Annotated in this window: 23 protein-coding genes and 2 pseudogenes; 8 read left to right on the forward strand and 17 right to left on the reverse strand. The window is 43.6% G+C overall.

Annotated elements, in window-relative coordinates:
* Window positions 1-2: 2 nt before the first annotated feature.
* The 3 genes from LOSG293_RS01045 (at window position 3) to LOSG293_RS01055 (ending at window position 3,563) form a co-directional block, all read left to right on the forward strand.
* Window positions 3-1,412 (forward strand): amino acid permease, encoded by a 1,410-nt coding sequence (locus LOSG293_RS01045; protein WP_034525974.1) that lies wholly within the window; start codon window positions 3-5, stop codon window positions 1,410-1,412.
* A 137-nt stretch (window positions 1,413-1,549) separates the two neighbouring features.
* Window positions 1,550-2,185: an SDR family oxidoreductase gene (locus tag LOSG293_RS01050; RefSeq protein ID WP_034525977.1), complete on the forward strand. Its 636-nt coding sequence runs from the start codon at window positions 1,550-1,552 to the stop codon at window positions 2,183-2,185.
* Between the two features lie 205 nt (window positions 2,186-2,390).
* Complete coding sequence (locus tag LOSG293_RS01055; protein ID WP_034525980.1) at window positions 2,391-3,563, forward strand: serine hydrolase; 1,173 nt, start codon at window positions 2,391-2,393, stop codon at window positions 3,561-3,563.
* A gap of 56 nt (window positions 3,564-3,619) precedes the next feature.
* On the opposite strand, the gene LOSG293_RS01060 is transcribed toward LOSG293_RS01055, so the two are convergent.
* The 3 genes from LOSG293_RS01060 to LOSG293_RS01070 form a co-directional block, all read right to left on the reverse strand.
* Window positions 3,620-4,099, reverse strand: coding sequence for an S-ribosylhomocysteine lyase (locus LOSG293_RS01060; RefSeq protein ID WP_034525983.1), 480 nt, complete (start codon window positions 4,097-4,099; stop codon window positions 3,620-3,622).
* Window positions 4,100-4,255: 156 nt separating this feature from the next.
* Window positions 4,256-4,795, reverse strand: coding sequence for a GNAT family N-acetyltransferase (locus LOSG293_RS01065; RefSeq protein WP_081919841.1), 540 nt, complete (start codon window positions 4,793-4,795; stop codon window positions 4,256-4,258).
* 51 nt (window positions 4,796-4,846) lie between these two features.
* The gene (locus LOSG293_RS01070; protein ID WP_034525990.1) at window positions 4,847-5,248 is read right to left on the reverse strand and encodes a MarR family winged helix-turn-helix transcriptional regulator; all 402 of its coding nucleotides are present in this window, start codon (window positions 5,246-5,248) and stop codon (window positions 4,847-4,849) included.
* Window positions 5,249-5,470: 222 nt separating this feature from the next.
* Here LOSG293_RS01070 and LOSG293_RS01075 point away from each other — a divergent pair, with 222 nt between their 5' ends.
* The gene (locus LOSG293_RS01075; protein ID WP_034525993.1) at window positions 5,471-5,845 is read left to right on the forward strand and encodes an NHP6B family protein; all 375 of its coding nucleotides are present in this window, start codon (window positions 5,471-5,473) and stop codon (window positions 5,843-5,845) included.
* A 39-nt stretch (window positions 5,846-5,884) separates the two neighbouring features.
* Here LOSG293_RS01075 and LOSG293_RS01080 read toward each other — a convergent pair whose 3' ends face one another.
* Window positions 5,885-6,592: a B3/B4 domain-containing protein gene (locus LOSG293_RS01080; RefSeq protein WP_034525996.1), complete on the reverse strand. Its 708-nt coding sequence runs from the start codon at window positions 6,590-6,592 to the stop codon at window positions 5,885-5,887.
* Between the two features lie 66 nt (window positions 6,593-6,658).
* A complete protein-coding gene (locus LOSG293_RS01085) occupies window positions 6,659-7,324 on the reverse strand; it encodes a hypothetical protein (protein ID WP_152551062.1) in 666 nt (221 codons plus the stop codon).
* Between the two features lie 155 nt (window positions 7,325-7,479).
* On the opposite strand from LOSG293_RS01085, the gene rbsK reads away from it, so the two are divergent.
* On the forward strand, window positions 7,480-8,385 hold the full coding sequence (rbsK, locus tag LOSG293_RS01090) for a ribokinase (RefSeq protein WP_439645967.1): 906 nt from the start codon (window positions 7,480-7,482) through the stop codon (window positions 8,383-8,385).
* A gap of 54 nt (window positions 8,386-8,439) precedes the next feature.
* On the opposite strand, the gene LOSG293_RS01095 is transcribed toward rbsK, so the two are convergent.
* The 3 genes from LOSG293_RS01095 to LOSG293_RS01105 all read right to left on the reverse strand — a co-directional run bounded on the left by LOSG293_RS01095 (window position 8,440) and on the right by LOSG293_RS01105 (window position 13,205).
* Complete coding sequence (locus tag LOSG293_RS01095) at window positions 8,440-11,559, reverse strand: YfhO family protein (protein ID WP_051907146.1); 3,120 nt, start codon at window positions 11,557-11,559, stop codon at window positions 8,440-8,442.
* A 194-nt stretch (window positions 11,560-11,753) separates the two neighbouring features.
* Entirely contained in the window at window positions 11,754-12,266 is a 513-nt protein-coding gene (locus LOSG293_RS01100) for a hypothetical protein (protein WP_034526006.1), read from the reverse strand.
* A 78-nt stretch (window positions 12,267-12,344) separates the two neighbouring features.
* Window positions 12,345-13,205: a helix-turn-helix domain-containing protein gene (locus LOSG293_RS01105; protein ID WP_034526009.1), complete on the reverse strand. Its 861-nt coding sequence runs from the start codon at window positions 13,203-13,205 to the stop codon at window positions 12,345-12,347.
* A gap of 169 nt (window positions 13,206-13,374) precedes the next feature.
* Here LOSG293_RS01105 and LOSG293_RS01110 point away from each other — a divergent pair, with 169 nt between their 5' ends.
* The 3 genes from LOSG293_RS01110 to LOSG293_RS01120 are packed head-to-tail and all read left to right on the forward strand — an operon-like array spanning window position 13,375 to window position 16,258.
* Complete coding sequence (locus LOSG293_RS01110; protein WP_034526012.1) at window positions 13,375-14,496, forward strand: acyl-CoA dehydrogenase family protein; 1,122 nt, start codon at window positions 13,375-13,377, stop codon at window positions 14,494-14,496.
* Window positions 14,497-14,510: 14 nt separating this feature from the next.
* Complete coding sequence (locus LOSG293_RS01115; protein WP_034526014.1) at window positions 14,511-15,284, forward strand: electron transfer flavoprotein subunit beta/FixA family protein; 774 nt, start codon at window positions 14,511-14,513, stop codon at window positions 15,282-15,284.
* Between the two features lie 11 nt (window positions 15,285-15,295).
* Complete coding sequence (locus LOSG293_RS01120; RefSeq protein WP_034526018.1) at window positions 15,296-16,258, forward strand: electron transfer flavoprotein subunit alpha/FixB family protein; 963 nt, start codon at window positions 15,296-15,298, stop codon at window positions 16,256-16,258.
* 303 nt (window positions 16,259-16,561) lie between these two features.
* Here LOSG293_RS01120 and LOSG293_RS01125 read toward each other — a convergent pair.
* From LOSG293_RS01125 to LOSG293_RS01160, 9 genes and pseudogenes are all read right to left on the reverse strand, one after another.
* Window positions 16,562-18,310 (reverse strand): annotated as a pseudogene (locus LOSG293_RS01125) (ABC transporter ATP-binding protein).
* A 14-nt stretch (window positions 18,311-18,324) separates the two neighbouring features.
* Complete coding sequence (locus LOSG293_RS01130) at window positions 18,325-18,909, reverse strand: MarR family winged helix-turn-helix transcriptional regulator (RefSeq protein WP_051907147.1); 585 nt, start codon at window positions 18,907-18,909, stop codon at window positions 18,325-18,327.
* 139 nt (window positions 18,910-19,048) lie between these two features.
* Window positions 19,049-19,393: a type II toxin-antitoxin system PemK/MazF family toxin gene (locus LOSG293_RS01135; RefSeq protein WP_034526022.1), complete on the reverse strand. Its 345-nt coding sequence runs from the start codon at window positions 19,391-19,393 to the stop codon at window positions 19,049-19,051.
* Window position 19,394: 1 nt separating this feature from the next.
* Window positions 19,395-19,664 carry an AbrB/MazE/SpoVT family DNA-binding domain-containing protein gene (locus LOSG293_RS01140; RefSeq protein ID WP_051907149.1) on the reverse strand — a complete coding sequence of 90 codons (270 nt, stop codon included), beginning with the start codon at window positions 19,662-19,664 and terminating at the stop codon, window positions 19,395-19,397.
* Between the two features lie 115 nt (window positions 19,665-19,779).
* Window positions 19,780-20,100, reverse strand: a pseudogene (locus tag LOSG293_RS01145) (GNAT family N-acetyltransferase); the annotation flags it as partial.
* Window positions 20,101-20,115: 15 nt separating this feature from the next.
* On the reverse strand, window positions 20,116-20,241 hold the full coding sequence (locus LOSG293_RS10240) for a hypothetical protein (RefSeq protein ID WP_268870185.1): 126 nt from the start codon (window positions 20,239-20,241) through the stop codon (window positions 20,116-20,118).
* 74 nt (window positions 20,242-20,315) lie between these two features.
* Entirely contained in the window at window positions 20,316-21,428 is a 1,113-nt protein-coding gene (locus tag LOSG293_RS01150; protein WP_034526024.1) for an NAD(P)-dependent alcohol dehydrogenase, read from the reverse strand.
* A gap of 2 nt (window positions 21,429-21,430) precedes the next feature.
* Window positions 21,431-22,300, reverse strand: a complete 870-nt coding sequence (locus tag LOSG293_RS01155; protein ID WP_034526026.1) for an SDR family oxidoreductase — start codon at window positions 22,298-22,300, stop codon at window positions 21,431-21,433.
* Window positions 22,301-22,430: 130 nt separating this feature from the next.
* The gene (locus LOSG293_RS01160; RefSeq protein WP_051907153.1) at window positions 22,431-22,868 is read right to left on the reverse strand and encodes a MarR family winged helix-turn-helix transcriptional regulator; all 438 of its coding nucleotides are present in this window, start codon (window positions 22,866-22,868) and stop codon (window positions 22,431-22,433) included.
* Between the last annotated feature and the right edge of the window lie 49 nt (window positions 22,869-22,917).

The raw sequence follows: 22,917 nt of genomic DNA on the forward strand, positions 1-22,917 counted from the left end.
CTATGCAAAGAAAACTAAGCGCAAGACAGATGCAAATGATCGCCCTCGGTGGAACAATTGGTGTGGGACTCTTCATGGGGTCCACCTCCACCATCAAGTGGACCGGTCCCTCCGTCCTAATCGCGTACGGAATCGCTGGTATTTTTCTCTACTTCATTATGCGGGCCCTCGGTGAGATGTTATACGTTGATCCGGATACTGGTTCATTTTCGAAATTTGCGACTGAATATATGCACCCGGTTTTCGGTTATTTGACTGCCTGGAGTAATATCTTCCAATTTATCGTCGTCGGCATGAGTGAAATGATTGCCATTGGTGGTTATATGGAATTCTGGTGGCCTGGACTTCCAGATTGGATTCCCGGTTTGATTGCCATTCTGTTCCTCAGCCTTGCCAACCTAATTTCCGTCAAGATGTTCGGAGAGTTGGAATTTTGGTTCTCACTCATCAAGGTTGTCACAATCATCCTAATGATTGTGGCCGGCTTGGGCCTCATCATTTTTGGGATCGGCAATCACATGCATCCAATCGGAATCAGCAACATGTGGACAAACGGTGGCTTCTTCACCGGTGGTGTCAAAGGCTTCATTTTCGCCCTCTCCATTGTTCTTGCGTCATATCAAGGGATTGAGTTAATTGGGGTTACAGCTGGTGAAGCTGAAAATCCTCGTCATACCCTTGTTAAGGCCATCCAATCAACGGTTGCCCGAATTTTAATTTTCTACATTGGTGCCATCTTCGTGATTGTTTCAATCTACCCTTGGAATAAACTTGATGCACTAGGTTCACCATTCGTTGAAACGTTTGCCAAAATTGGAATTACCGCCGCAGCTTCAATCATTAACTTCGTGGTGGTGACGGCTGCCCTCTCTGGTTCAAACTCTGGTATTTACAGTGCCAGCCGCATGGCCTTTACCTTGGCTAACCGGGGCGAATTACCAAAGGGATTTTTAAAGCTAAACCGCCACGGTGTCCCTTATTGGTCAGTTATCGCCATTTCGTTGGGAATTTTTCTTGGTGTGGTCCTTAACTTCTTGATTCCAATTTTCTGGCCAGACGCTAGCAACATTTTCGTGCTGGTTTACAGTTCAAGTGTCCTGCCTGGTATGATTCCTTGGTTCGTGATTTTGATTAGCGAAATTCGGTTCCGAAAGGTCCATCAAGATAAAATGGGTGATCACCCATTCAAGATGCCGTTTGCGCCCGTTTCAAACTACATCACCATCTTCTTCCTGGTTCTCACCTTACTATTCATGTTCGTGAACCCAGAAACTCGAGTTTCTATTATTGTGGGTGTAATCTTCCTGGCAATTATGACCATTCTCTACTTCGTTAAGTTCCATGGTAATGAAGAAGAGGCGATTGCCAAATCAAAACAAGGCGAAGAAGCCGTTAAAAACGATAAATTTTAATCACAAAGAATCGCCATAATGGCGGTTCTTTTTTAGATTTTAATTGTGAAAAACATTGCAAATATTAAAACTTGATTTGTCAATTTAAGACTCCTATAGTAGGGGTGTAGCAGAAAATATGCATAGGAGGTTTTCTCATGACACAAGTTTTGGTTTTAGGTGCAAACGGCCAAATCGCCAAGTTGGCAGAAGAACGTTTCTTCGCTGACAGCGATGTCTCAGTCCGTTTGTTTCTAAGAAACGCTTCACGTTTGGGTGATCTTGGCAATAAAGCTGAGGTCATCGAAGGTGATGTCACTGATGAAGCAGCTTTAGCAAAAGCCGTTCATGGCTCTGATGTTGTTTATGCCAACCTTTCGGGGAGTAACATTGAGGCACAAGCCAAGTTGGTCGTGAACGCCTTGCATACCGAGCACGTCACCCGTCTTATTTGGATTTCGACACTCGGCATCTACGATGAAGTGCCTGGTAAATTTGGTAAATGGAACAATCAAACCCTTGGAAGTTACATTACCAACTACGCCGCAGCTGCAAAAGTTCTAGAGGAATCTGATCTCGATTACACCATTATTCGTCCTGCTTGGTTAACCAACAAGGATGAAATTGATTACGAGACGACCCAAAAAGGCGAAACCTTCAAGGGTACAGAGGTCTCCAGAAAAAGCGTCGCGGACTTCGTTTATCAACTCGTTAAGGATCCGACCAAGGAAATTGGCCATTCTGTTGGGTTGAATAAACCGAATACCGACGGCGACAAACCTGCTTGGTACTAGTCCCCTACCCCTAATCATTTAGCAACATTCTAATTCATACCCGTCCCCCTACAACGCGGTATGCCCTAAGCGATTCAGCGTAACTGCTGAATCGTTTTTTTATTTCCGTTTTCTACAATCCAGTCACAATTTCGTGACAATCCAACTTTCGGCTGCAATTCATGGCAAAATAGGAATCAATCAATCATTTAAGGAGATTACTCACATGCTTAATTTGAAAAAAATGACGCTGGCCTTCGTCACGGCTGTTGCGCTCACAGGCTTTGCAGGTGGTACAGCCCAGGACGCTAGTGCTTCGGCTTATTCAACGGTCTCATCCACTTCGATGACTAAGACTGCTTACCATAAGAAGAGCACGAGCGGTGCTGTCTATAATGCTAGCCACACCAAAGTGGTCGCAAAGCTCAAGTCTTACCCCAACACCACTTGGTACGCAACGAAGAAAGTTACTTTGAAGCATAACGGCAAAAAGGCCGTTTACTACAAGGTTAAAAATGGCGCTGGCACTAAGTCCGGAATTGTTTGGCACAAATACGTCGTCAAAGGTGCAGCACCCTTTGGTTTAAAATACGCAAAAGCAGCTGTAGCTTACGACGCTGATTCAAATAAAACGGTTTGGTCCAAGAACGGTAATACCGCTCGTCCAATTGCTTCAGTTTCCAAAATCATGACCCTTTATCTCGTTCAGGAAAAGGCTGCTGGATCAAGTGGTTCATGGAGCTCAAAAGTGAACACATCATACTCAGGTTTGAAGCGAATGGGACTAGACAGTGCTTGTGGTGGTTTCCGATTCACCAAGAATTCCTACACGGTTAAGCAACTTTTCGACGCTGCCTTAATTGATTCTTCAAACAACGCTGCTATCGCATTAGGCCAATGGGTCGCTGGTGGCTCAACACCAACCGCCAACAAAAAATTCATCACGATGATGAACAGCCAAGCTGACGAATGGGGCTTGAAGCACACCAACTTCGTTTCCTCATCCGGCTTGGAACAATCTGACTTAAGAACCTTTGGCTACTCAATCGGCGGTAGCGATGCCAACATGGTCTCCGCTAATGACGTTGCCATCATCGCTGACCATTTGATTACAGACTTCCCTAGTACGTTGACGACGGCGAAGGTCAAATCCATGACGTTAAGCGGTCAAACGCTATACAACTACAACAATATGTTGCCAGGTCGGAAATACTACTCGGCTTCTCTTAACGTGGATGGCTTAAAGACGGGATACACGCCCAAAGCCGGTTACTGTTTCGTAGGTACTGGTCAAAAATCTGGCCATAACCGCATTATCACGGTCGTCTTGCATGATGAAAACGAGTTTACTGAAACTAAATCCATCATGAACATGGCTTACAACAAAAACTTGCTATAGGAACAAATAAAGACGTCTCATCCATAAAGGATGAGACGCCTTTTTTTGTAACCTTATTAGATAACGTGACGTTCAAATGGCTTGTCACTGATTCCTTCATCAAGAATCTTCTTGCTCCATTCTTTAGCGGAAAAGAGTGAGTGGTCGCGGTAGTTTCCACAGCTCGTGATATCTGTACCAGGAACATCTTCCCACTTAACCACGTTGGCAATTTCTTCAAGTGAACTCTTGAGGGCCCTGGCAACTTCGGTCGTGGTGTGTTCACCCCACATGATTAAATGGAAACCAGTCCGACAACCAAATGGTGAACAGTCAATCACACCGTCCATGCGGTCACGGAGCAATCCGGCAAGCAAGTGTTCAATCGTGTGTAAACCGGCCGTTGGAATCGCATTTTCGTTAGGTTGAACTAAACGCAAATCAAAGTTCGTGATGGCATCACCCTTGGGTCCGTTTTCCTCAGTGATGAGGCGAACGTATGGTGCTTTAACCTTAGTATGATCCAGTTGAAAACTTTCTACTTCTGTCTTTGGCATATTATTTATCACCTTTCTGTCTTATGTTTCACTTTAAAAGGCACTCGTTCCCTGTCACGCAAGGGGCGAATGCCAAAATCGGATAACCTCTTCAGTCGTACAATTATTAATCAGATGCTATTTTTAGTATAGTAACCGCAAAACTAAATGTCAATTTTAGCCGGCATCGGCTAAGCGAATGTCACGGATGTACCAAGTGTCACAGCCTGGATGCGGGTCCTGCGGTAAAGGTGCTTTTAACCGTTCGAACTGGTACTTTTGATAAAGCTGGTTAGCGACTGGTAACCGGCTGTCCGTTACAATATAAATCCGTTCATAGCCATCCTGAAGCGCGTAGTCCATTGCCTGCTTCATCAGCTGTTTGGAAAGACCGTGACCGCGAGCTGATTTATCAATGTATAACTTTTGAAGTTCACAAATACCAGCTTCCCAATCCAAAGGACCGATACCAACACCTCCCACAACTTCATCTTGCTCATTCACGGCTACCCAATAGGCGCCGTGCGCCAGTTTTTCATAGTAACTAGCTAACTCATCAAGCTGCGGGTCAAAATAAGCCGTCCCAGGTTTATCCAACTGAGCATCCCTGAGGCTTTCTTGTAAGATTCGTTTCATGGGCTGGTTATCCCGTGACTCCATTTTTCGAATGCGCATCGCGTCACTTCTCTCATCGTTTTTTAATGATTCTACCAACATCTGACAGGGAAGTCAAAAAAACTCGTGATTAGGTTCAATCAGGAGTTAGTCTTATTTATCTTCCAAAACATCATCCAGTTGATGGCGAATTTCATCATACTTCTCTGGAAACGCCGCAAATATTTGTTTGTACACATTTTTTCCTGCCGGTGTTAAGCCAATAATTCTTAACCGGCGATTACCACTCACGGTATGCTCCGTAATCATTTTTTGCTTAAGCATACTTGAAATCTTAGTAGACACGTATGAATTTTGCATCCCCGTTTTCTTAGCCAAACTCGAAGCCGTCATCGCCCCTTCAGTTGCGAGTTCACAAATAATGGCAAGATCGTTAAGCGAAAGATTCTGCTCATCCAAGAAATGGGTCGAAAACGCAGAAACTACGCGTCTAAGATTGATTAATTGCTGAATCCCGTCATGAATTTGTATTTCAGTCGAATCTTGAGATGCCATCCAAGTACCTCCCCAGGTAGTTGAAATTCATTAGCGGACAATTTACTCGCTTTTTGTCGGAATTTCTTTCTTATTTAATCATATTAAAAAGGTTAATGAAAAATCAGTAAACAACCTTAACAATTTATTTTAGACTTTTTTCCGTCATTTTCCTTAATCATGGTTTGATTCCAAACATTATGCTAGTATTAGGCTAATAAGGGACCTTTGGAGGGCAAGCTTATGAAATACTACCGCATCAATTTCAACAACAAAATTACCGATGAAACGGTAACGATTCGGTATAAGGTAATTTTAGAGGAGCCGGAAGAACAAAAGAGTATCATGCAATTTGGGAGTGCTACGTTTCAAATATTATCCGCACCAGACAACTACTTCTTGATGGGGCAGGCAGCCTTACAGATTATTCGCATGATTAATCTAGGCATGGATGATAGCTATTGTCTTACTCACGTTACATTTGCATCAAGTCAAAACCAAGATATTTTAAAAGTCCCAAAACGGGCGGCAGTTGAATCCGCTATTCGTGAAACTAATTTAGATCCGAATGCACCATTACCGGCAATTGATATTGTGAAACAGAATTTAATCGGCTGACTAAAAAGGCGTCCGAAATTTAATTCGGACGCCTTTCGTTTATTTAAAAGTAATACTTGGCTGTTCAATCGTCACAATCTGAGTTTCGATGTCTCCACCCAGGTACTGTTGAATACTGTCAGTGAGCTCCTTAAGGACTCGTTTGTGGTCCTCACGCCATTCTGGCTTTAGACACTCCACGTACATAAGGAAGTTAGTAGAATCCTCTGTTGCCTCTGAAATTTGTGAATCACGCCATGCCCAGCAACGACTCGTTACTTTAGCTTCATCACGATAAATAACTTCGCCTGCCAAAGCTGGTTCATTGTCGTCCTCACCAATTGCGGTAAAGGGTTCGCCCCCCTCAGCAACGGTCAGCTGCATGTCTCCCACAATTTTGTCTTCGTCCAAACAGCCAACTGGGAAGCCGTACTTCAATGAAATGACGTTGTACAAATCCACAATCGGATCGATGCTAGGAACAGGATTCCCCTTCTTGGCCCGTTTCAGCAAATTTTCAACCGCGAATCGCGCCCCCTTCTTCGTTTTAAACTTCGAAAAGGCTTCTCGCCATTCATGAATGAAGGGATTTTTGCTAATTGGCTCGTACGGAATTAAGTCTTCCACCTGGTCATTTGCTTCTCGCAACAAGTTTGCAGGCACTTGGCCGTGATCGTGATTGTCGATGCCCCGCACCGTAATCACCGCAACTTGAACATCCGGAAATAGTTCCCAAAAGGGTTTTGTAATTGTAAATTGATGTAACATCGTCTTCACTCCCAACGTTTAATTAATTTCAGTATAGGCTAGGTTGGAAGCGATACCAATAAGGTTTTAAATTTTCGCTAGTGTGGCCAGCCATTTTTTAGTCAGCTCATCGTCTTGTTTCTCACGAACGTACCCAATTGGAGTAAATAGCCCGCGGACCTTCGTCCAGTCCAACTGGTCTTCGGTTAGAAAGCTAGTCTGCAGCTGTCTAATCTGTTCAGTCGTTACGCCTGCCAAACGTTTCGTATCCGTTTTAAAGGTATCAATAAAGAAGTTAACAGCCAATTGCTCGGCTACCATCGTGTCTATTTGGTCCGAATTGACTTCATCCGTCACAATCAGCCGATCGCTCAGTGGTACAGCGGGAATTTCCCGAACAATAAAACGCTGTAATGCCATCCAATTATCGCTAATCACCATGTAAAACTGCCAAGGCAACCGAATATTAATCCGCTGAAAAGTCGATTTAGTAATTTGCTGAATCAACCAGGGCTGTGCTGAAATGGCCTGCGCAGTTTCTAACCACACCATCAAGTAACGCTGTAGCGCTTCCTGCTTAACCTGGGAAAGCTGCTTGCTTTGGGTGAGTCGATAGCGCCCCACCACAAAAGCCTCTAAATCCGTTGACTCAATCGATTGGCCAGTCTTCTTTTGCTTATGACGCAGCTTATTTTTAATTTTCTTTTGGGAACTTGAGCCCGCAAATTGTCCCTGCTTAACCAATTCAATCACCTTTTTCCAATTTGTTGGAACCCCAGTTTAACACAGGACCCGTGCCGCCTCAATTTTGGCGAAACACAATTGGAACTTTTCGATTCTGTACATCGTCGCTCGAAATTGGTTTATACTATTCTGTAAGCGCAACCATAAATTAATTTGGAGTGAAGATAATGGCAGACATTACGGTAATTGGCTCAAACATGATTGATTTAATCACATATATCGATAGAATGCCGACTGAAGGGGAAACGATTAGTGCCCCCTCATTTTCGATGGGCTTCGGTGGTAAGGGTTCTAACCAGGCGATTGCTGCTGCACGACTCGGCGCAGATGTTGCTATGATTACAGCTGTGGGTGGTGACGAATTCGGTGCCCAACAGCTCGACAACTACGAGAAAAATGGGATTGGTACCGAGACCATCATTCGTGGTAAAGCTAATAGTGGTGTGGCCCCTATCTTTGTTGATCCAACCTCAGACAACCGCATTATCATCGTCAAAGGAGCAAATGAGGAACTCACCCCGGAGGCTCTCAATCAGTTCATCGATGTGATTCAGTCTTCAAAACTTATTGTCCTCCAGCAAGAAATCCCACTTGAAACCAACTATCGCGCAATCGAAATTGCCAATGAAGCCAACGTACCGGTCCTGCTGAATCCAGCGCCTGCCGTTTCAGGTATTGATAAGGACTTTGTGACGCGGGTTCAATTTTATGCGCCAAACGAAACTGAGCTTGCCACAATTACCGGTATGCCGGTTGAGACCCTAGACGATATCAAGGAGGCCGCTCGTACCTTAGTCAAAGAAGGTGTCTCGAACCTCATCGTTACCTTGGGATCTAAAGGCGTTCTTTGGATTAGTCCAGACGATGCCAAACTGATACCAGCGCACAAAGTTGATGCCGTCGATACCACCGGAGCCGGTGACTCCTTCATCGGGGCCTTCGCAAATTTCTATGTTGCTGGTGAATCTATTCCAGAAGCTTTAGCCCATGCTAACGACTATTCTGCCGTAACGGTGACGCGTCCTGGTACTCAGAAATCTTACCCAACAGCAGCGGAACTGAATCGATAAATTTAAATAAAGAAGGTGCATCTCCTTGCTAATTAGGAGATGCACCTTCTTTATTTAATGTCTTCTTGGCTGCTTTTGATTTTTCACAAATCCTGAGAAGATTAAACTGCTCAAAATCAGTCCAATAATCCCAATCACCGTAGCCACTTTACCGAGCGTTAATCCCGGCGTTTGATACGTGAGTTCGATGTTATGCTTGCCAGCTGAAACTGAGGCACCGACAAAGCCCTTATTAACTACTTGAGTTGCTTGTTCTTTACCGTCAACCTTAAGCCGCCATCCATCATTGTATGGAATTGAGGTCGTCAACACACCAGCCCTAGTCGTATGGGTTTGCCCAGTCACCTTATCATTTTGAATCTTCAAGTTATTCAGCTTCGTCTTCTTCAATCTTTGCAGGCGATTTGTATATGATTGGCCAAATGGAACAGCGACAATCTTTGCACTTTTAAAGTGAATGCTGGTCACGCCAGAGAAGCGAAGTATCACACTATTACGATTCTTAGCCGAATACCCTAAATTAATTAGCGTATGAGTCTTCTTCTCGTAGTCGGACATGTTAGTGATACCCAGTTGCACACTATTGTTTGAATTATCATGCGTCTCTGCCGTCAAAGTGTAACCGGCTTCGTTCGGGTACAAAGTGGCCTTCCGCACGTCTTGGAGAATATTGAACTTTGAACGGGTTTCATCCCGAAAAACAGACTTATACCAGTCTTGGCTTAAGACGTCCTGCTTGGTAGGCACCGTGGTCGTTATCCCATCCAGATCCAAATATAACTCAGTATTCTTAGCTTGCATGGGTTGATTAAAGTTCAGTTTGTAAACCATGGTGTTTCCAGAAGCATCACTGGTGATGCTCTTTAGACCGGTTTCGTTGTCCGTTGCGTTATCTTCATAGATACTCCGATTCTTGTCCAAGGCACTTTGAAGCGTCTTAGAAATCGGATATACACCGGTTCCATAGCGTTGGTCCTTTTCAACCTTGGGTGTAAACGTCTGATAGCTTGATGCAGGTTCCGACGTATTAGTTTTGGAAATCGTCCCGTCAAAGTTGTTTCTTGACCGGTAACTGACAACTTGGTCTGCGGTCATCAGTGGATGACTAAGGTTTTCAACCGAGTAGTCAACCGTACGACTATTATCTTTAACTGCCGCCTTTCGAACACCGCTAGCAGGTGTCTCAGTCACTGCGCCGAAGGTCATACTTTGTTCACGGGCCCACGGCGTCATATTGTCGTAACTTTGCTCGCTTACTTGATGCGTTTGCACGTATGCCAGTGGTAAGGCGTTGTTATTCTTCAATAGAACGGTCCCGGTGTTATTACCCAAGCCACGCGCCTTCTTATCTCGGAAACCGCGAACATGGCCATTCTGCTTCTTAATGTACTTAAAGCCGTACGGAACGGACTGCTGCTTAGTCTGATCAATCCGCATGAACATGTACTTCACACCTAATAAATTTTCGAGGGTTGTCCGGTGGTCAGCACTCCGAATTGGATCGTTCATAGCTGCCTGCTGGTTCGCAACGGATTCAGAGAATTCCAACACTTTGCCATCTTGAACAGAATAGTAAGCGCCAATGTTATGAACACCCAGTAGCATCGGCATGTTGTTATTCACCGTCTTGTAGTTGTAATAACCCTTAGCAGTTGTTGTTCGGTAGAAGTTAGTTGATGATTGTTTTAAATACTGATCAACTTGATCATAGTAGTTTTTAGCCCATTGGGAGGCACTCCCCGACTGAACTTGTTGCGTCGAATACTTAGAAGCTTCAGGACTATAAAGCCCAATTCCAATGCTAATTACGGCCAGGAGAATTGACGTTGCCAGTCCGGTCCATTGCCAGTTTGGATGATTACCAAATAGCGTTGGTGCCACCACAATGACTAAGGAAACGGCCAAGAGCACATAGGCAATGACATCGTGGGCATATAAGAAGAGTCCTCCACCGAGTGCCCACGTCAGGGCAAACAGCAGAAAGCTAGCCGCAGCCAACGTCATAACGTCGGATTTACTTAATCGATCTAGTCGTTCTAGCGGGACTATTGCTGCGATGGCTAGTGGTAGTTGTGCCACCATGACCCATCGGTTCGATGGTGCAGCAAGAACATTGAAGGTAGCGGCAACCCATGGAGAAAGGGTTCCCAAGAAAATCAACGTTAGTACTGTAGCTAAAGCAAAGTGCTCCCTGAAGTGCTTCAGCACATAAATCAACCCCAGGAACGCAAATCCCGTAATTCCAAAAATAAGCCAAAAATTGGTACCATTGGTCGAAAGAAGTGATGCAGGAAGATCTAAATAATAATTTTGAGTATACAGTTTAAAGCCATTTGCAAACGCCGTACCACCTGTTCGAGTTGAATGTAGCATCGCGATTACGGTAGGTAGTAGTAAGACGCCTGCCGTCAGGACCGCAACCAAAATCGTCAACGCAAAGTGGCCAATAACTTGTAAGAAACTGCGCTCCAGGGTCCGGCGCATCTTCATATCAATGTAGCGAATAATCGCATAAACCAGGCTTACAAGGCCCAGTAAATAAGCAAAGTAAACATTACTAAACAACGTAAACGCCGTCGCCAGAATCATCAAAATTGGTGATTTTCCTTGATAAATCTGGTCAATTCCTAAGCAAAGTAGTGGTAGCAAAATGAATGGAATCAAGAAAAATGGGTGATGAATGCTAACGTAGAACGTAAAGCCGTTGAACGTGTATAGCAAGCTCCCAATCACAATGTTGCGGTGTTTGAATCCCAAGCTCTTTGCAAACGGAATGAATGCTAGTCCAATCGTGTAAAGGCGCATAATGACAAAGAGTTGATAGGCTCGCTCAATCAATTGAGCTGGGAACAAGGCAACTAAATAGTTAACCGGATCTCCCAATACGTAGTAAGAAAACGTCGTTAATTTATCCGCTCCAAGGCCAATATTCCAAGACCAGCCAGTCAGCGACTCCTTGGATGTTAGTAAGTGGTGGAGTTCTTTTAAAATTGGGAAATGTTGGGCAATACCGTCCAGGTCCCAAATAAACGTCCGACTATTGAGCCAGATAAAACCATACGTCATTGCCACAATTACAACGAATAGTATGGAATACGCAACGAACGGCATCAGGATGCTCTGCGTAAGCCGGCTCCCCTTATTGGCAGTATGCTGCCGAGTTTGTTCCATCATAATTTTATATACACTCCAATTTAGAATACTTCAAGTACATAGCTAAAGTCATCTTCCGTCAGAAAATGGTGTGCGTCAACAATCCCCACCAAATCCTCATTAAATCGTAAAACTTTAGCATGCATTTGAAATGTTTGTTACATTAAAAAACAGCGCCATCTGTCTAAAGATGCTGCTGTTTTCTCCATTCAAACCTAAGCATAATCGCGCTTTTCTAACCCAGGCCACACGGGCGTTTTAATTTCCAGCGTCCGCTCTGGTGCTGCCTCACGTTTCTTAATGGCTTGCTCGTACCAGCGCACTTCTTTTTTGGACATCCGATCAAACGCGTTTAACGTTGCGCGTCTCCGCGTCACATCAGGATTTAAAATTTCTTCGATATGGTAGCACGTCTCAAATTTAAGTAAACTTTTTTCTTCAGCTTCAGTTAGGACCAAATCTTTACGGCGTGAGTAGGTTAGGTAAGCACATTGTCCGGGTTTATTAATGATGACTTCATCAAGTAAATTACCCACGTATACGAGCTGAAATCGCAACCGATAATCGCTCATGATGATCAGGAGACGTAACACCTGATCACGAAACCGCAAAAAATCCTGCTGGTCGCGAGTTGGTACGGACAACATGGCGAATAAGTCTTTGCTCTTAATCGTTCGGTGCATTGTGCCAAATTTTCTGAGAAATAGTTTATATGGTATGACATCCATCCTGATCACCTCTTCAACTTTATCTACTATAAGAATAGTTGAAAGGTTTGAATAAATTATTACTTATTTATGAAAACTTTAAGATTTATTTTGAACACTTAATTGACGTATGGCGGCTAAAAGCTTGTCATTGTGGTTAAAACGGGCAAATGCGTCCGCATCTCGAAGCATTGCTTTCGCCTTTGCTAAATCTTCGCCTTCGTCAAACCAGTTTTTAGCCAGTTGAAACTGAGCTCTCGCCGTATAGAAGGTAACGTGGCGCTCAGAACTACGACTAATCACCTCTTGTAGGAGTGAATCACTGGTCTCATAGTCTCCGACACTTGCATAAAATTCACCAGTATAAAACAGCATACTCATTCGTTTCCAGATTGTACTCGTATCCGATTTCGTAATTTGGCTCAGGCGTTCTGGCATCTTGGCAAAAAAGAACTCTGCCCGTTCAGCATCCCCAGCTTGTGCGTACGTTAATCCTAATCCGACATATGCTAACTGTGAGTAGATGGTTTCATGACTTTCGTCCAAACCATTTAAAATTTGTTCAAAGCAAAAAATAGCTTCCTTTTCTAAGTCGCCACTTAGCGCCAGACTAAATCCCCGCACATACAGAAACTGCATTTTGCGGTCGGCACTATTCAATTGATCAAATTCAATTTGATCAAGCTGTTTAAACGCATCTTCGTAGTCACTCGTAATGAGGTCGAATTCTGCTTGATCCAACAATTTCGAGTAGTCTCGATTCTCTGATTCCATATCTGGAAAAATGTCATTTAAAGAGAGACCCAATCGATTACAAAGTTTCACTAAGATAGTTGTTGAAATCATCTTACCGTTTTTTTCAAACTTACTAATGGTAGCTTGTGTACAAATCCCGCTTGCCAACGTGGTTTGTGTATAGCCTAACTTTTTTCGCGTTTCAATAAACTTCTCGATATTCATCACTATGTCCCCTGAAAATCTTAATAATTATTTTTATGATAGCAGATAATCCCTTTATATCAAGCGATTTCACAAAAATGTGACAAACTAAACATTGACTATCGGAATATTTCGTTATATATTATTGGCATAATTGAGATTGTGAATAATATAATTAAGGGATGAAATTATGACTGCAGATAAAATTGCCGCAAATAAGATGTTGCAACGAATGATTGTTGATTTCACGACAACGGAGTTAGCGCCCTTGGATATGATCATTGATAAAAATCAAGATTACCCAGAAGGCTTATTCCAAAAAGTTGTTGATAACGGGTTGTTAGGCATGACATTACCGCGTGAATTTGGCGGTGCTGGCTTTGACTTTATTGCCGCTGCCGAAGCCCTCAACCATATGGCTAAGGGTAACGCTAGTATGGCCGTCACACTTGAAGGTCATTTCAAGACTGTTGAGCAATTCTTGAAATACGGAACAGACGAACTTAACCAAAAGTACTTACCAACTGCAACGAAGCGTATTTTTGCTTTCTCTCAAACGGAGGCCTCTGGTGGTTCTAACCCCGCTGGTATTTCAACGCGTGCCGTTAAACAAGGTGATAACTGGGTCATCACCGGCGATAAAATTATGATCACAAACGGTGGTCTAGCTGAAGTTTACTGTGTCCTTGCAAAGACCGAAGATGACCAAATGGCCGTTTTCGTTGTCGATCAAGACATGCCAGGCTTTTCATTCGGAAAACGTGAAGACTTTATCGGTCTGCGTGGTACGCCAGTTGGTGAAATCGTGATGGATCACATCGTTGTGCCAAGTTACCACCTATTAGGAACTGTTGGTGAAGGCCACGATATCGGTAATAACGCTCATGACGATGCCCGCGTTCTGATGGGTGCCGTGCTGACTGGCATTTTGGAGCATGAACTCCAAATCGCTATCGATTACACCAAACAACGTAAAGCACTGGATACCCCACTTTACGAGCTCCAAATCATTCAAGAAAAGTTAACGGATATTGCCATCGCCAAGCAGAATACGAAGCTGCTTTATGAAGACGGTGCCCGTAACAAAGTTGCTGGCGAACCCTATTCTGAAGTTGCCGCAATGGCTAAATCTTACGGAAGCCGTGCCGCTGTCTCAGCTGGTGACAAGGCCCTTCAAATCTTAGCCGGCTATGGCTACAGTCGCGAATATCCGATTGAACACCTCATCCGGGACGCCCGCGCAATGGAAATTGCTGAAGGTACCGTTGAAAAGATGAACATGGAAATCTCACTAAAAGAAGTTAACAAGTAAGGAGCGGTTCAATAATGAAAATTGTGGTATGTATCAAACAAGTGCCAGTTGGCGACGTCAAAATTGATCCAAAAACCAACAACTTGGCGCGTTCAAACGTCGAAGGCGATATTAACACTTACGACCGTAACGCTATTGAGGCCGCTCTTCAGTTGAAGGAACAAGCTGGTGGCGAAGTTATTTTACTCAGCATGGGACCTGACAGCTACATGAGCTCCCTTCGTGATGGTTTGGCCATGGGCACCGATTCTGCTGTCCTCATGAGTTCTCGGGCATTCGGTGGCGCAGATACATTGGCAACTGCCTACACGCTATCAGAAGGCATCAAGAAAATTGGTGGCGTAGACTTAATCCTCTTCGGTCGTCAATCCGTTGATGCAGATACCGGCCAAGTTGGCCCAATCGTGGCGGAAGACCTCAATATTCCACAAATTACGTTTGCAGAAGGTGTTGAATTACATGATGACAACGTGCTTGTCGGCACCCGTCTGCTTGATAATTCGGTCCAAGAAGTTAAAGTAACTTTACCTGCCGTTTTAACTGTTCGTGCAGAAATGAATAAACCACGCTACGAGACACCTTTGAATATCCAAACTAGTTTTGAGAAACCCGTGACGGTTTGGTCAGAAAAGGATCTTGACCTTGATGAAAGTCGAATTGGTCAGGCCGGCTCACCAACTATCGTGCGCAAAGTTTACTCACCAGATAAAGCAGCTAAGCAAATCGAAATGTTGCCACAAAACGCTGCAGCTGCCGTTACTAAATTACTAACAGAATTGAACAACTAGGAGGCAAAAACATGAGTAATGCATTATGGGTTTACATTCAATTAAATGGTCAAAGTGTTGAGCCAACTAGCTTACAATTGATCACCAAAGCTCGTCAAATTGCCAACGGCCGCCCTGTCGTGGCATTGCTGGCTGAATCAACTAAGACGGAGGCAGAAAGCACCGTAAAGGCTTATGGTCCCGACGAAATCGTCGTTTTAAAGGATGATGGTTTTGCACAGGCTAGTGACGGCGAGTTAGCCGATGCCTTACAACAAGTAATTAACAAGGACACCCCAAACGGCTTACTCTTCCCTGCCACGGTTCACGGTCGCTCCGTTGCGCCACGTTTGCAGGCTAAGCTCAACACCGGTCTAACCGCTGATTGCTTGGACGTCTACTACGATGGCGAAGACCTCGTTCAAGTTAAGCCAACTTACGGCGACGACATTATGTGTGAAATCCTTTGTCCTGACTACCGCCCACAAATGGCCACGGTACGTCCTAACACCTTCAAAGCGGAAAAAGTTGCCGGCGCAAACGTTAAAATCACTGCTGCCGAGTTTACCTTCCACCCTGAAGCCAACATTGAAGTAGTCAGTGAAAAGCCAATCATCAACAGCGCTGCTAACATCGCCGACGCAAAAGTTGTGGTTGCACTCGGTCGTGGTGCGAACAACGATAAAACCATCGAGTTAGCCGAAAAAGCTGCCGCTAAGCTTGGTGGGATGGTCGGTGTCTCTCGTCCATTAACTGATAATCCTAAGTTCAGCCACGAAAGCCAGATTGGTCAAAGTGGGAATACGATTGCCCCAGACCTTTTGATTAACCTTGGAATTTCCGGTGCCGTTCAATATACAGTCGGAATGGAAAATGCCACTAAGGTCGTTTCCGTTAACACGGATGCCAATGCACCAATTTTCAACGTTTCTGACTTCGGATTTGTTGGAACAGCGGATGAATTTTTAGGTGCTTTAGTAAAAGATATTAAATAAAATTTAAAAGAATAGGCTTCGATCCATGCAATTAGCACTGGTCGAAGCCTATTTGTGTTAAATCATTAACCGAGATATTCAGACTATTTTCTGGAGGCGCTATCGCGATGGGAAAAATTTTATTTCTTCCACTATCTTTCGTTACTCGGCGAATGTGCCTTAGGTTTTGCCTTCATGTTCCTTATAGTCGGCATCATTGACCGATTTCGTCAAAAACACAAATCCTAAATCAGGTCACTCACCATCAAAAAAGTACTCGCAACCGACGAAAATCGATTACGAGTACTTTTTAATACTTAGCACTTATTCATTAAACTGCGTCTTTACATACTCCCGGTACAGTTGTGACTTTTCTTGCAGTTCTCGGTGGGTCCCGCTATCGCTCACATGGCCATTTTCAACGAAATTAATCGTATCTGCATTTACGATGGTGCTCAACCGATGCGCAATCACTAAGGTGGTGCGACCCTTCATCAATTCCTCAATGGCTTTTTGAACCATCTCTTCGGACTCTGAGTCTAGGGAGGCCGTGGCCTCGTCCAGCATCAGAATTTTAGCGTCGCGAAGGAATGCCCGTGCAATTGCAATTCGTTGCCGTTGTCCACCTGATAGTCTAACGCCACGCTCACCCACCGTCGTGTCGAGGCCGTCTGGCATTTGCTTCACAAAATCAGCGGCGAACGCTAAGTCAAGCACGTGCCATAACTGATCATCGCTGTAATCATCCGTTAAGCCATAGGTTAAATTAAAGCGAATGGTGCCCGCCATCATTGCGGAGTCTTGGGAAACGAAAGCAATTTGCTTCCGCCAATCAGCCAATCCCATTTCAGTAATCGGTTGATCGCCAATTAAAATTTGTCCGGAATTTGGTTCATAGTAACGTTCCAGTAAACTGAAAATGGTCGACTTTCCGCCACCAGAAGGTCCCGCAAAGGCTACAACCGTATTCGGCTTAGCCTCGAACGACAGGTCCTGAATAATAGGTTCTTCAGGGTCGTACGCAAAGTTCACATTTTTCACCTTGAGCGTTTGATTGTCAACACTTAGGCCAGTTGCCTTCAAAATATCCTCTTCAGGCTCGTTGAGAAGATCCCGAACCCGGGTAGTAGACCCGTTTGCTTTCGCTAAGGTACTAAAGAAATTCCCCGGTGTAGAAGCCGGTCCCATAAGTTGGAACAGGTACATTAAGAAGGCAAACATTGTTCCCATTGTCATGGTTCCGTGAGCAACCCGACTTGCCCCGTAAGCTAGTACACCGATAATCAAAATCATCATGACGGCCATCATCAGTGGCCCAGCAATCGAATCAAAAATCGCTTCCTTGAGACCGATTCGATACAGTTTTTGTACCTCATCGTGACCATGTTGTTCCTCGTATAGTTCTGCGTTAGAGGACTTCACTAAGCGAATTTCACCAAGCGTTTCGCCCGTATCACCATTGAATTGTGCCAAAGTATCTTGGCGTTGACGGCCAATTTCCCCCATTCGTCGTAGAATCGGAAACATGACAAGTAGCACGACCGGAATGGAAAGAAACATAATGGCCGACATCTTCCAGTCCATGGTGAGCATAATGACCAATGACCCCACAATCGTCAGCAAGGAACGCATCATTTGGGGAACTGCAGTGGCCAAAAGATCCTTAATTTGCGTCGAATCGTTGACCAGTCGAGAAGTCATTTCGCCGGACTTAGTGTGGTCAAAGTAGGATACCCTCAAATGAAGTAGCTTATCCCATAACCGGTTTCATAACTTGGCAACTACGTCTTCACCGAAGAAACCCAGAATAGCGCCGGAAACTGCATTGATGACCGCACTAAAAATAAATAAACCCACGACTAGCCAAATCAGTTCAGTGTTCACATGGGACTTTAGTGTGTTGATTAAGTCTCCAGCCATCTTAGGCACAAAGAGTTGAATTCCGGTTCCAATAATTCCCAAAAAGAGGCCAATTCCGAATTGCCAATAAGCCGGCTTCGTTTGATTAATGAGTCCGAAGAATTCTTTTAAGTTAAATTTTTGTCTTGTTGGTGCTGGCATTGTTTCTCGCATGTTTACTTACCCTCTTATTTACCGTTAAATTCATCTTGCTGAAATGGGTCTTGGTGCCAATCTCCATGGTTAAAGCCACGAGGTCCTCCCGGGAAAAATGGATGACCATGACGCATGAATTTCATCATTTTGGCCTTTCCTTCAGGCATTTGGAACTCTGCCATTCTGTCCAGCAATTTGCTAAGCAAATCGCGTAGTTGCGCTTGTTCCTCTGAAGTTAGTGAATCGAAAAATAGCTCAGAAATTTCATCATGATTCTGACTAGCTGAATCCAACAATTTCTTCCCCTTTTCGGTTAGATAAACGGCTGACTTGCGCCCGTCCGAAGCTAACGGCCGCCGTTCAACGATTCCCGACTCCTCTAACCGTTTGACCATCGCACTAACTGAACTTGGACGAATATCTAAAAGCTCAACGATTTCACTGTTGGTTAAACCATCCTGATTGCTCAGGAGCTTCAAGAAGCGCTCACGTCCACGCCCAGTTTGAAGGTCCCCCTGACGATGTACATATTCGTTACGCCTAATTGACCCGATAAAGAACGGTTGCATCATCAACTTGCTGAAAAGATCCATTAAACGACTCGTTTGATCTGACATGATTTAGCCTCCATAAATTTAGTTCGCTTTTTATTTAGTTTTTGTTTTTATAAACTAACTAAACGGTAATATAGTCGCCCGAGTGAAAATTGTCAACAGATTCATCGCAATTTTCAAAACTAGCTGTGGCGACTTTCAATTAAAATTCATGGATAATTGTCTCTTTGATCTGTTCAATTAAATTTTTATCTAATTTCAAAAGTGGCTCTGATTTGATTCTAATGCTTGGGTCAATGCTTCTTAAGTGCTGCAATAAAATGGTCCCAGTCACCTTCGAATTCAGTGGCACCTCCACAAAAAAAGGTAGGCTTGAAAATCGAGGCTCCAAGTATTTTCTAGAGGAACTTATTGGCGCAATGATCACTGTATTAAATACTTTTTGATACGAGTTATTGCTAACAATCAAGTAAGGACGTAATTTTTTGGTCTCAGTGCCTTTACTTGGTTCTAAATCAATCATATAGATTTGACCTTGTTCAATCATACTAATCAATAACCTCCGCACCAACATCTGGTCCCCAGTTAATTTCCGGACTATCATCAATCGGTCCATACTGGGAAACATTCTCGTTAACGCGATTCCAAAAAGAATCCGTCTCTTCCACTTTTATCAGATAGGAATCAGCACTATTTTGGATAAATCGTAATTTCGAGTCCGTATCTATCCCCAAATCGTCCCTTACTGCCTTAGGAATAGTAATTTGTCCCTTAGCAGTTACCTTACTCAAAAACTGCTTCTTCGATTCATACATCATTGATTACCACCTTCATTCAATTCCTTACTTTTCCTTACTTATTATAGTTAATTAATTGCGTTTTGACAATTTAGCTAATTAAAAAATTTACTATCAGTTTTATCCAAACAGTTTATTATTTTTCAATGGTTAAATTTAGCGTCACTTGATCCTTTAATTGCTGACCTGCGTCAAAAATAGGCTCGGCGTAGTGCCGGACAAAGTAATCCTTTGCTACTGATACTATTTGAAAACCGAATTGTTCATAAATGCGTTGCTGTGGCGACTGATAGCCCGTCCTAATCACCAAATGTTTAACACCTGCTACCTTACAGTTTTGTACAGCAAAGCTTAGCAAACCACGACCGATTCCCTGATGTTGCCAGGCTGGACTCACTGATAAATTCATGACTTCGCTATCCGTCGAATTGAGCGACTTCACAACAATTATGCCAACTGTTTGCTGCTCGTGTTAATCCACAAAAATATCAGCGTCTGCCAGGTATGTCAGTACAACCGTCCGATCAGGATCTGCTTCAAGCAACAACCGCCACTCAGCATCCCCAACTTCGTTAACTTGTATTTGTTTGATTGTCATATTTTCACCTCAAATAAAAACTCGCTAACGGTAGTTTACCATCAACGAGTTCACACTAACCTAATAGCCGAGTTTTAAGCATTTTCATCAATCGTAATAATCGGTTTAATCACTGATCCATCCAGCGATTCTGCCATTGCCTGATTAATATCTGCTAATGAATAGAATTTAACCAACTTTTCAAATGGAAATTGACCCTTTTTATGAGCTTCAATTAATTGTGGCAAAAATAGTTGTGGAACTGAGTCACCCTGAGTAATTGCCATTAGGCGACGATTATCTGCCAGCATATCTGCCGTGAAGTTCATCTTGAGCTCTTGAGTGGCACCCACAAGGCCAGCCGTTCCCATAATATCTAATGACTTAACGGCAGCCAAGGAAACCATACTGACTGCAGTTGTATCCAGAGTGTACTTGGCCCCATAGCCGTTCGTTACTTGTTTGACAGCATCAGCAATTTCGTCCGCCGATTTTAAATCGCGGCTATTTACGACCGTCGTAGCACCCAGTGACTTGGCTAACTCAAGGCGATTGTCGTGAATATCAACGGCAATGATTTGCTGGACGTTTCGCATTTTAGCGGCCATGATGGCGGCCAGGCCAACTGCTCCGGTACCAAAGACTGCTACCGAATCACCAACGTTAGGCTTAAAAACATTGAGAATAGCGCCCGCACCCGTATTCAGACCACACCCAAGTGGCCCATACCACTTTAAGTCCAATTCTGGATCTACTTTGACAGCTGAACGTTTGTTGACGATTGCGTAAGTGGCAAATGAGGATTGACCAAAGTAATTTCCCAATTCTTGATCACCTTGGTGTAATCGCTTAGTCCCATCTGCGTAGTTCCCACCAAAGTTAAGTTCATTCACCCGGCGACATTCTGCTGGATGACCGGACAAGCACTGGTCACATTCCCCACAAGACGCCACGGTTAAAATTACGTGATCGCCCACCTGTAAATTAGTAACACCAGGTCCAACTTGTTCGACAATTCCAGCACCCTCATGCCCCAAAACAGCTGGTAGTGGGGTCATTTGAAATTGAGTCGCCAGAATATCTGCGTGACACATCCCAGTTGCTACCAGTTTAACTCTGACTTCATCATTTTTAGGTTCATCAAGGTCAACCTCTTCTATCTTGACTGGTTTACCAAAATCATGCGCAACTGCTGCAGTTATTTTCATCATTAATTCCCCCGTGTTTTAAGTTGTTTGCTAATGTATTCTTTAAATGTCGTTGGTTGACGCCCTAACAACCACGCTAAAACATTAGGATTGCCGGCTAAGCCATAATCAGAATAGGTTTCTGCCAAGTGTTTCACTGATTCACGTCCGTATACATTTAAAAATCCAACTTGATCCATGAACGCATCTAAATCAGTTACCTGTTCTGCAACAGCATGCTCACCAGTTAACTCGTTGAATTCTTGAACTAACCCATTTGGTGAGAGAAAGTCTGAACCCACCAATTCATAGGTAGCACGGTTGTGTTTTTCGGGATCTGCTAATACCTTGCCGACGACTTCCCCTACATCATCTGGATCAACGTAGGATAATTTGGTATCCGTTTTATAAAAGATGCCATATTTTCCAGTGTCTTGAACTACGTTGGGATCGAAATTATGCATATAGTGCATTGGCTGCAAAATCGTGTAGTTAAAATGGTGCTTTAGCTCTTGATACATTAAGTGTTCCTCGACAAGTCGCTTGGCCGCATGATTAAGCAAACTGCTCATAATCGAATGCGTAACTGAAATCAAGACAAATTGCTTAACCTCAGCTTTAATTGCCTCGTTAATGAGATAGTTACCCACCAACGCCTCTTCGGCAATAAATAGTGGCGGAATGTGCACGATTTGGTCCACATCCTTGACCACCTGTCGGATCGTACGAATATCTGTAATATCCCCTACAACAACTTCCTTTACCCCTAGCGTGTCTTTTAATTGCTCGGTCTCTGGAGAAATATCGGTTGCTCGCACGTCATACCCGTTCTTGACCAACTGCTTAATAATAAATTGTCCTGAATGTCCGTTTGCTGAAGTTACCAAAATCATTTAAACTCAGCTCCCCCTTTTTGTGAATTAATGAACTTTTAAACCGACTCCATTCTACATGGCATCACGCCAAAAGTAAAACAATATGTATGTACATACATATTTATTGCAAAATAAAACCGGGTAAGTACTACTCATTACCCGGTTTCATCATTAATTTATAAATTTGTTCGCCAACTTTTTTTAAGTCTTTACCAAATTGTTCTTGACGACCCTTAGGAATTTGCGCAATCAATGCTGCGTTTTGCTCGTCAATTTCCTTCGCAACCATTTCATAGACGCGCTTACCCGAATCCGTCAAAAATAAATTGGCGGTTCTTTTATCATCCGGATTACGGACTTTGTTAACGTAATCTAAACTAACTAATTGCTGGATTCCTCTAGCAATCCCGCTTTGATCAATATAGATAATATCGTTAAGCTCGTACTGTGAAATTCCTGGATGATCATGAATCTTCAGGATGAAGTAATAGAGACTCGCTCCTAAATGATACGGTTGGAGCTTTCGGTCAATTTGCATCGCAGCGTACTTAGCAGCCACTGCTAGCCACATGTTGACATCTTCCATGTTTAACATCCCCAGTTCCAAACTTTTAATACTAACAGTTTAGCATAAC

Origin of the sequence: Secundilactobacillus oryzae JCM 18671 (assembly GCF_000740055.1) — a bacterium.
GTDB lineage: Bacteria > Bacillota > Bacilli > Lactobacillales > Lactobacillaceae > Secundilactobacillus > Secundilactobacillus oryzae.

What these genes read in the sequence shown, in the direction of transcription:
- LOSG293_RS01155 (WP_034526026.1), bottom strand. Translation starts at nt 22,300, where the DNA reads ATGATTTTGGTAACTTCAGCAAACGGACATTCAGGACAATTTATTATT.
- LOSG293_RS01100 (WP_034526006.1), bottom strand. Translation starts at nt 12,266, where the DNA reads ATGGATGTCATACCATATAAACTATTTCTCAGAAAATTTGGCACAATG.
- LOSG293_RS01160 (WP_051907153.1), bottom strand. Translation starts at nt 22,868, where the DNA reads ATGGAAGATGTCAACATGTGGCTAGCAGTGGCTGCTAAGTACGCTGCG.
- LOSG293_RS01120 (WP_034526018.1), top strand. Translation starts at nt 15,296, where the DNA reads ATGAGTAATGCATTATGGGTTTACATTCAATTAAATGGTCAAAGTGTT.
- LOSG293_RS01140 (WP_051907149.1), bottom strand. Translation starts at nt 19,664, where the DNA reads ATGATGTATGAATCGAAGAAGCAGTTTTTGAGTAAGGTAACTGCTAAG.
- LOSG293_RS01045 (WP_034525974.1), top strand. Translation starts at nt 3, where the DNA reads ATGCAAAGAAAACTAAGCGCAAGACAGATGCAAATGATCGCCCTCGGT.
- LOSG293_RS10240 (WP_268870185.1), bottom strand. Translation starts at nt 20,241, where the DNA reads ATGACAATCAAACAAATACAAGTTAACGAAGTTGGGGATGCTGAGTGG.
- LOSG293_RS01095 (WP_051907146.1), bottom strand. Translation starts at nt 11,559, where the DNA reads ATGATGGAACAAACTCGGCAGCATACTGCCAATAAGGGGAGCCGGCTT.
- LOSG293_RS01105 (WP_034526009.1), bottom strand. Translation starts at nt 13,205, where the DNA reads ATGAATATCGAGAAGTTTATTGAAACGCGAAAAAAGTTAGGCTATACA.
- LOSG293_RS01055 (WP_034525980.1), top strand. Translation starts at nt 2,391, where the DNA reads ATGCTTAATTTGAAAAAAATGACGCTGGCCTTCGTCACGGCTGTTGCG.
- LOSG293_RS01065 (WP_081919841.1), bottom strand. Translation starts at nt 4,795, where the DNA reads ATGTTGGTAGAATCATTAAAAAACGATGAGAGAAGTGACGCGATGCGC.
- LOSG293_RS01150 (WP_034526024.1), bottom strand. Translation starts at nt 21,428, where the DNA reads ATGAAAATAACTGCAGCAGTTGCGCATGATTTTGGTAAACCAGTCAAG.
- LOSG293_RS01080 (WP_034525996.1), bottom strand. Translation starts at nt 6,592, where the DNA reads ATGTTACATCAATTTACAATTACAAAACCCTTTTGGGAACTATTTCCG.
- LOSG293_RS01130 (WP_051907147.1), bottom strand. Translation starts at nt 18,909, where the DNA reads ATGTCAGATCAAACGAGTCGTTTAATGGATCTTTTCAGCAAGTTGATG.
- LOSG293_RS01110 (WP_034526012.1), top strand. Translation starts at nt 13,375, where the DNA reads ATGACTGCAGATAAAATTGCCGCAAATAAGATGTTGCAACGAATGATT.
- LOSG293_RS01050 (WP_034525977.1), top strand. Translation starts at nt 1,550, where the DNA reads ATGACACAAGTTTTGGTTTTAGGTGCAAACGGCCAAATCGCCAAGTTG.
- LOSG293_RS01060 (WP_034525983.1), bottom strand. Translation starts at nt 4,099, where the DNA reads ATGCCAAAGACAGAAGTAGAAAGTTTTCAACTGGATCATACTAAGGTT.
- LOSG293_RS01070 (WP_034525990.1), bottom strand. Translation starts at nt 5,248, where the DNA reads ATGGCATCTCAAGATTCGACTGAAATACAAATTCATGACGGGATTCAG.
- LOSG293_RS01115 (WP_034526014.1), top strand. Translation starts at nt 14,511, where the DNA reads ATGAAAATTGTGGTATGTATCAAACAAGTGCCAGTTGGCGACGTCAAA.
- LOSG293_RS01135 (WP_034526022.1), bottom strand. Translation starts at nt 19,393, where the DNA reads ATGATTGAACAAGGTCAAATCTATATGATTGATTTAGAACCAAGTAAA.
- LOSG293_RS01075 (WP_034525993.1), top strand. Translation starts at nt 5,471, where the DNA reads ATGAAATACTACCGCATCAATTTCAACAACAAAATTACCGATGAAACG.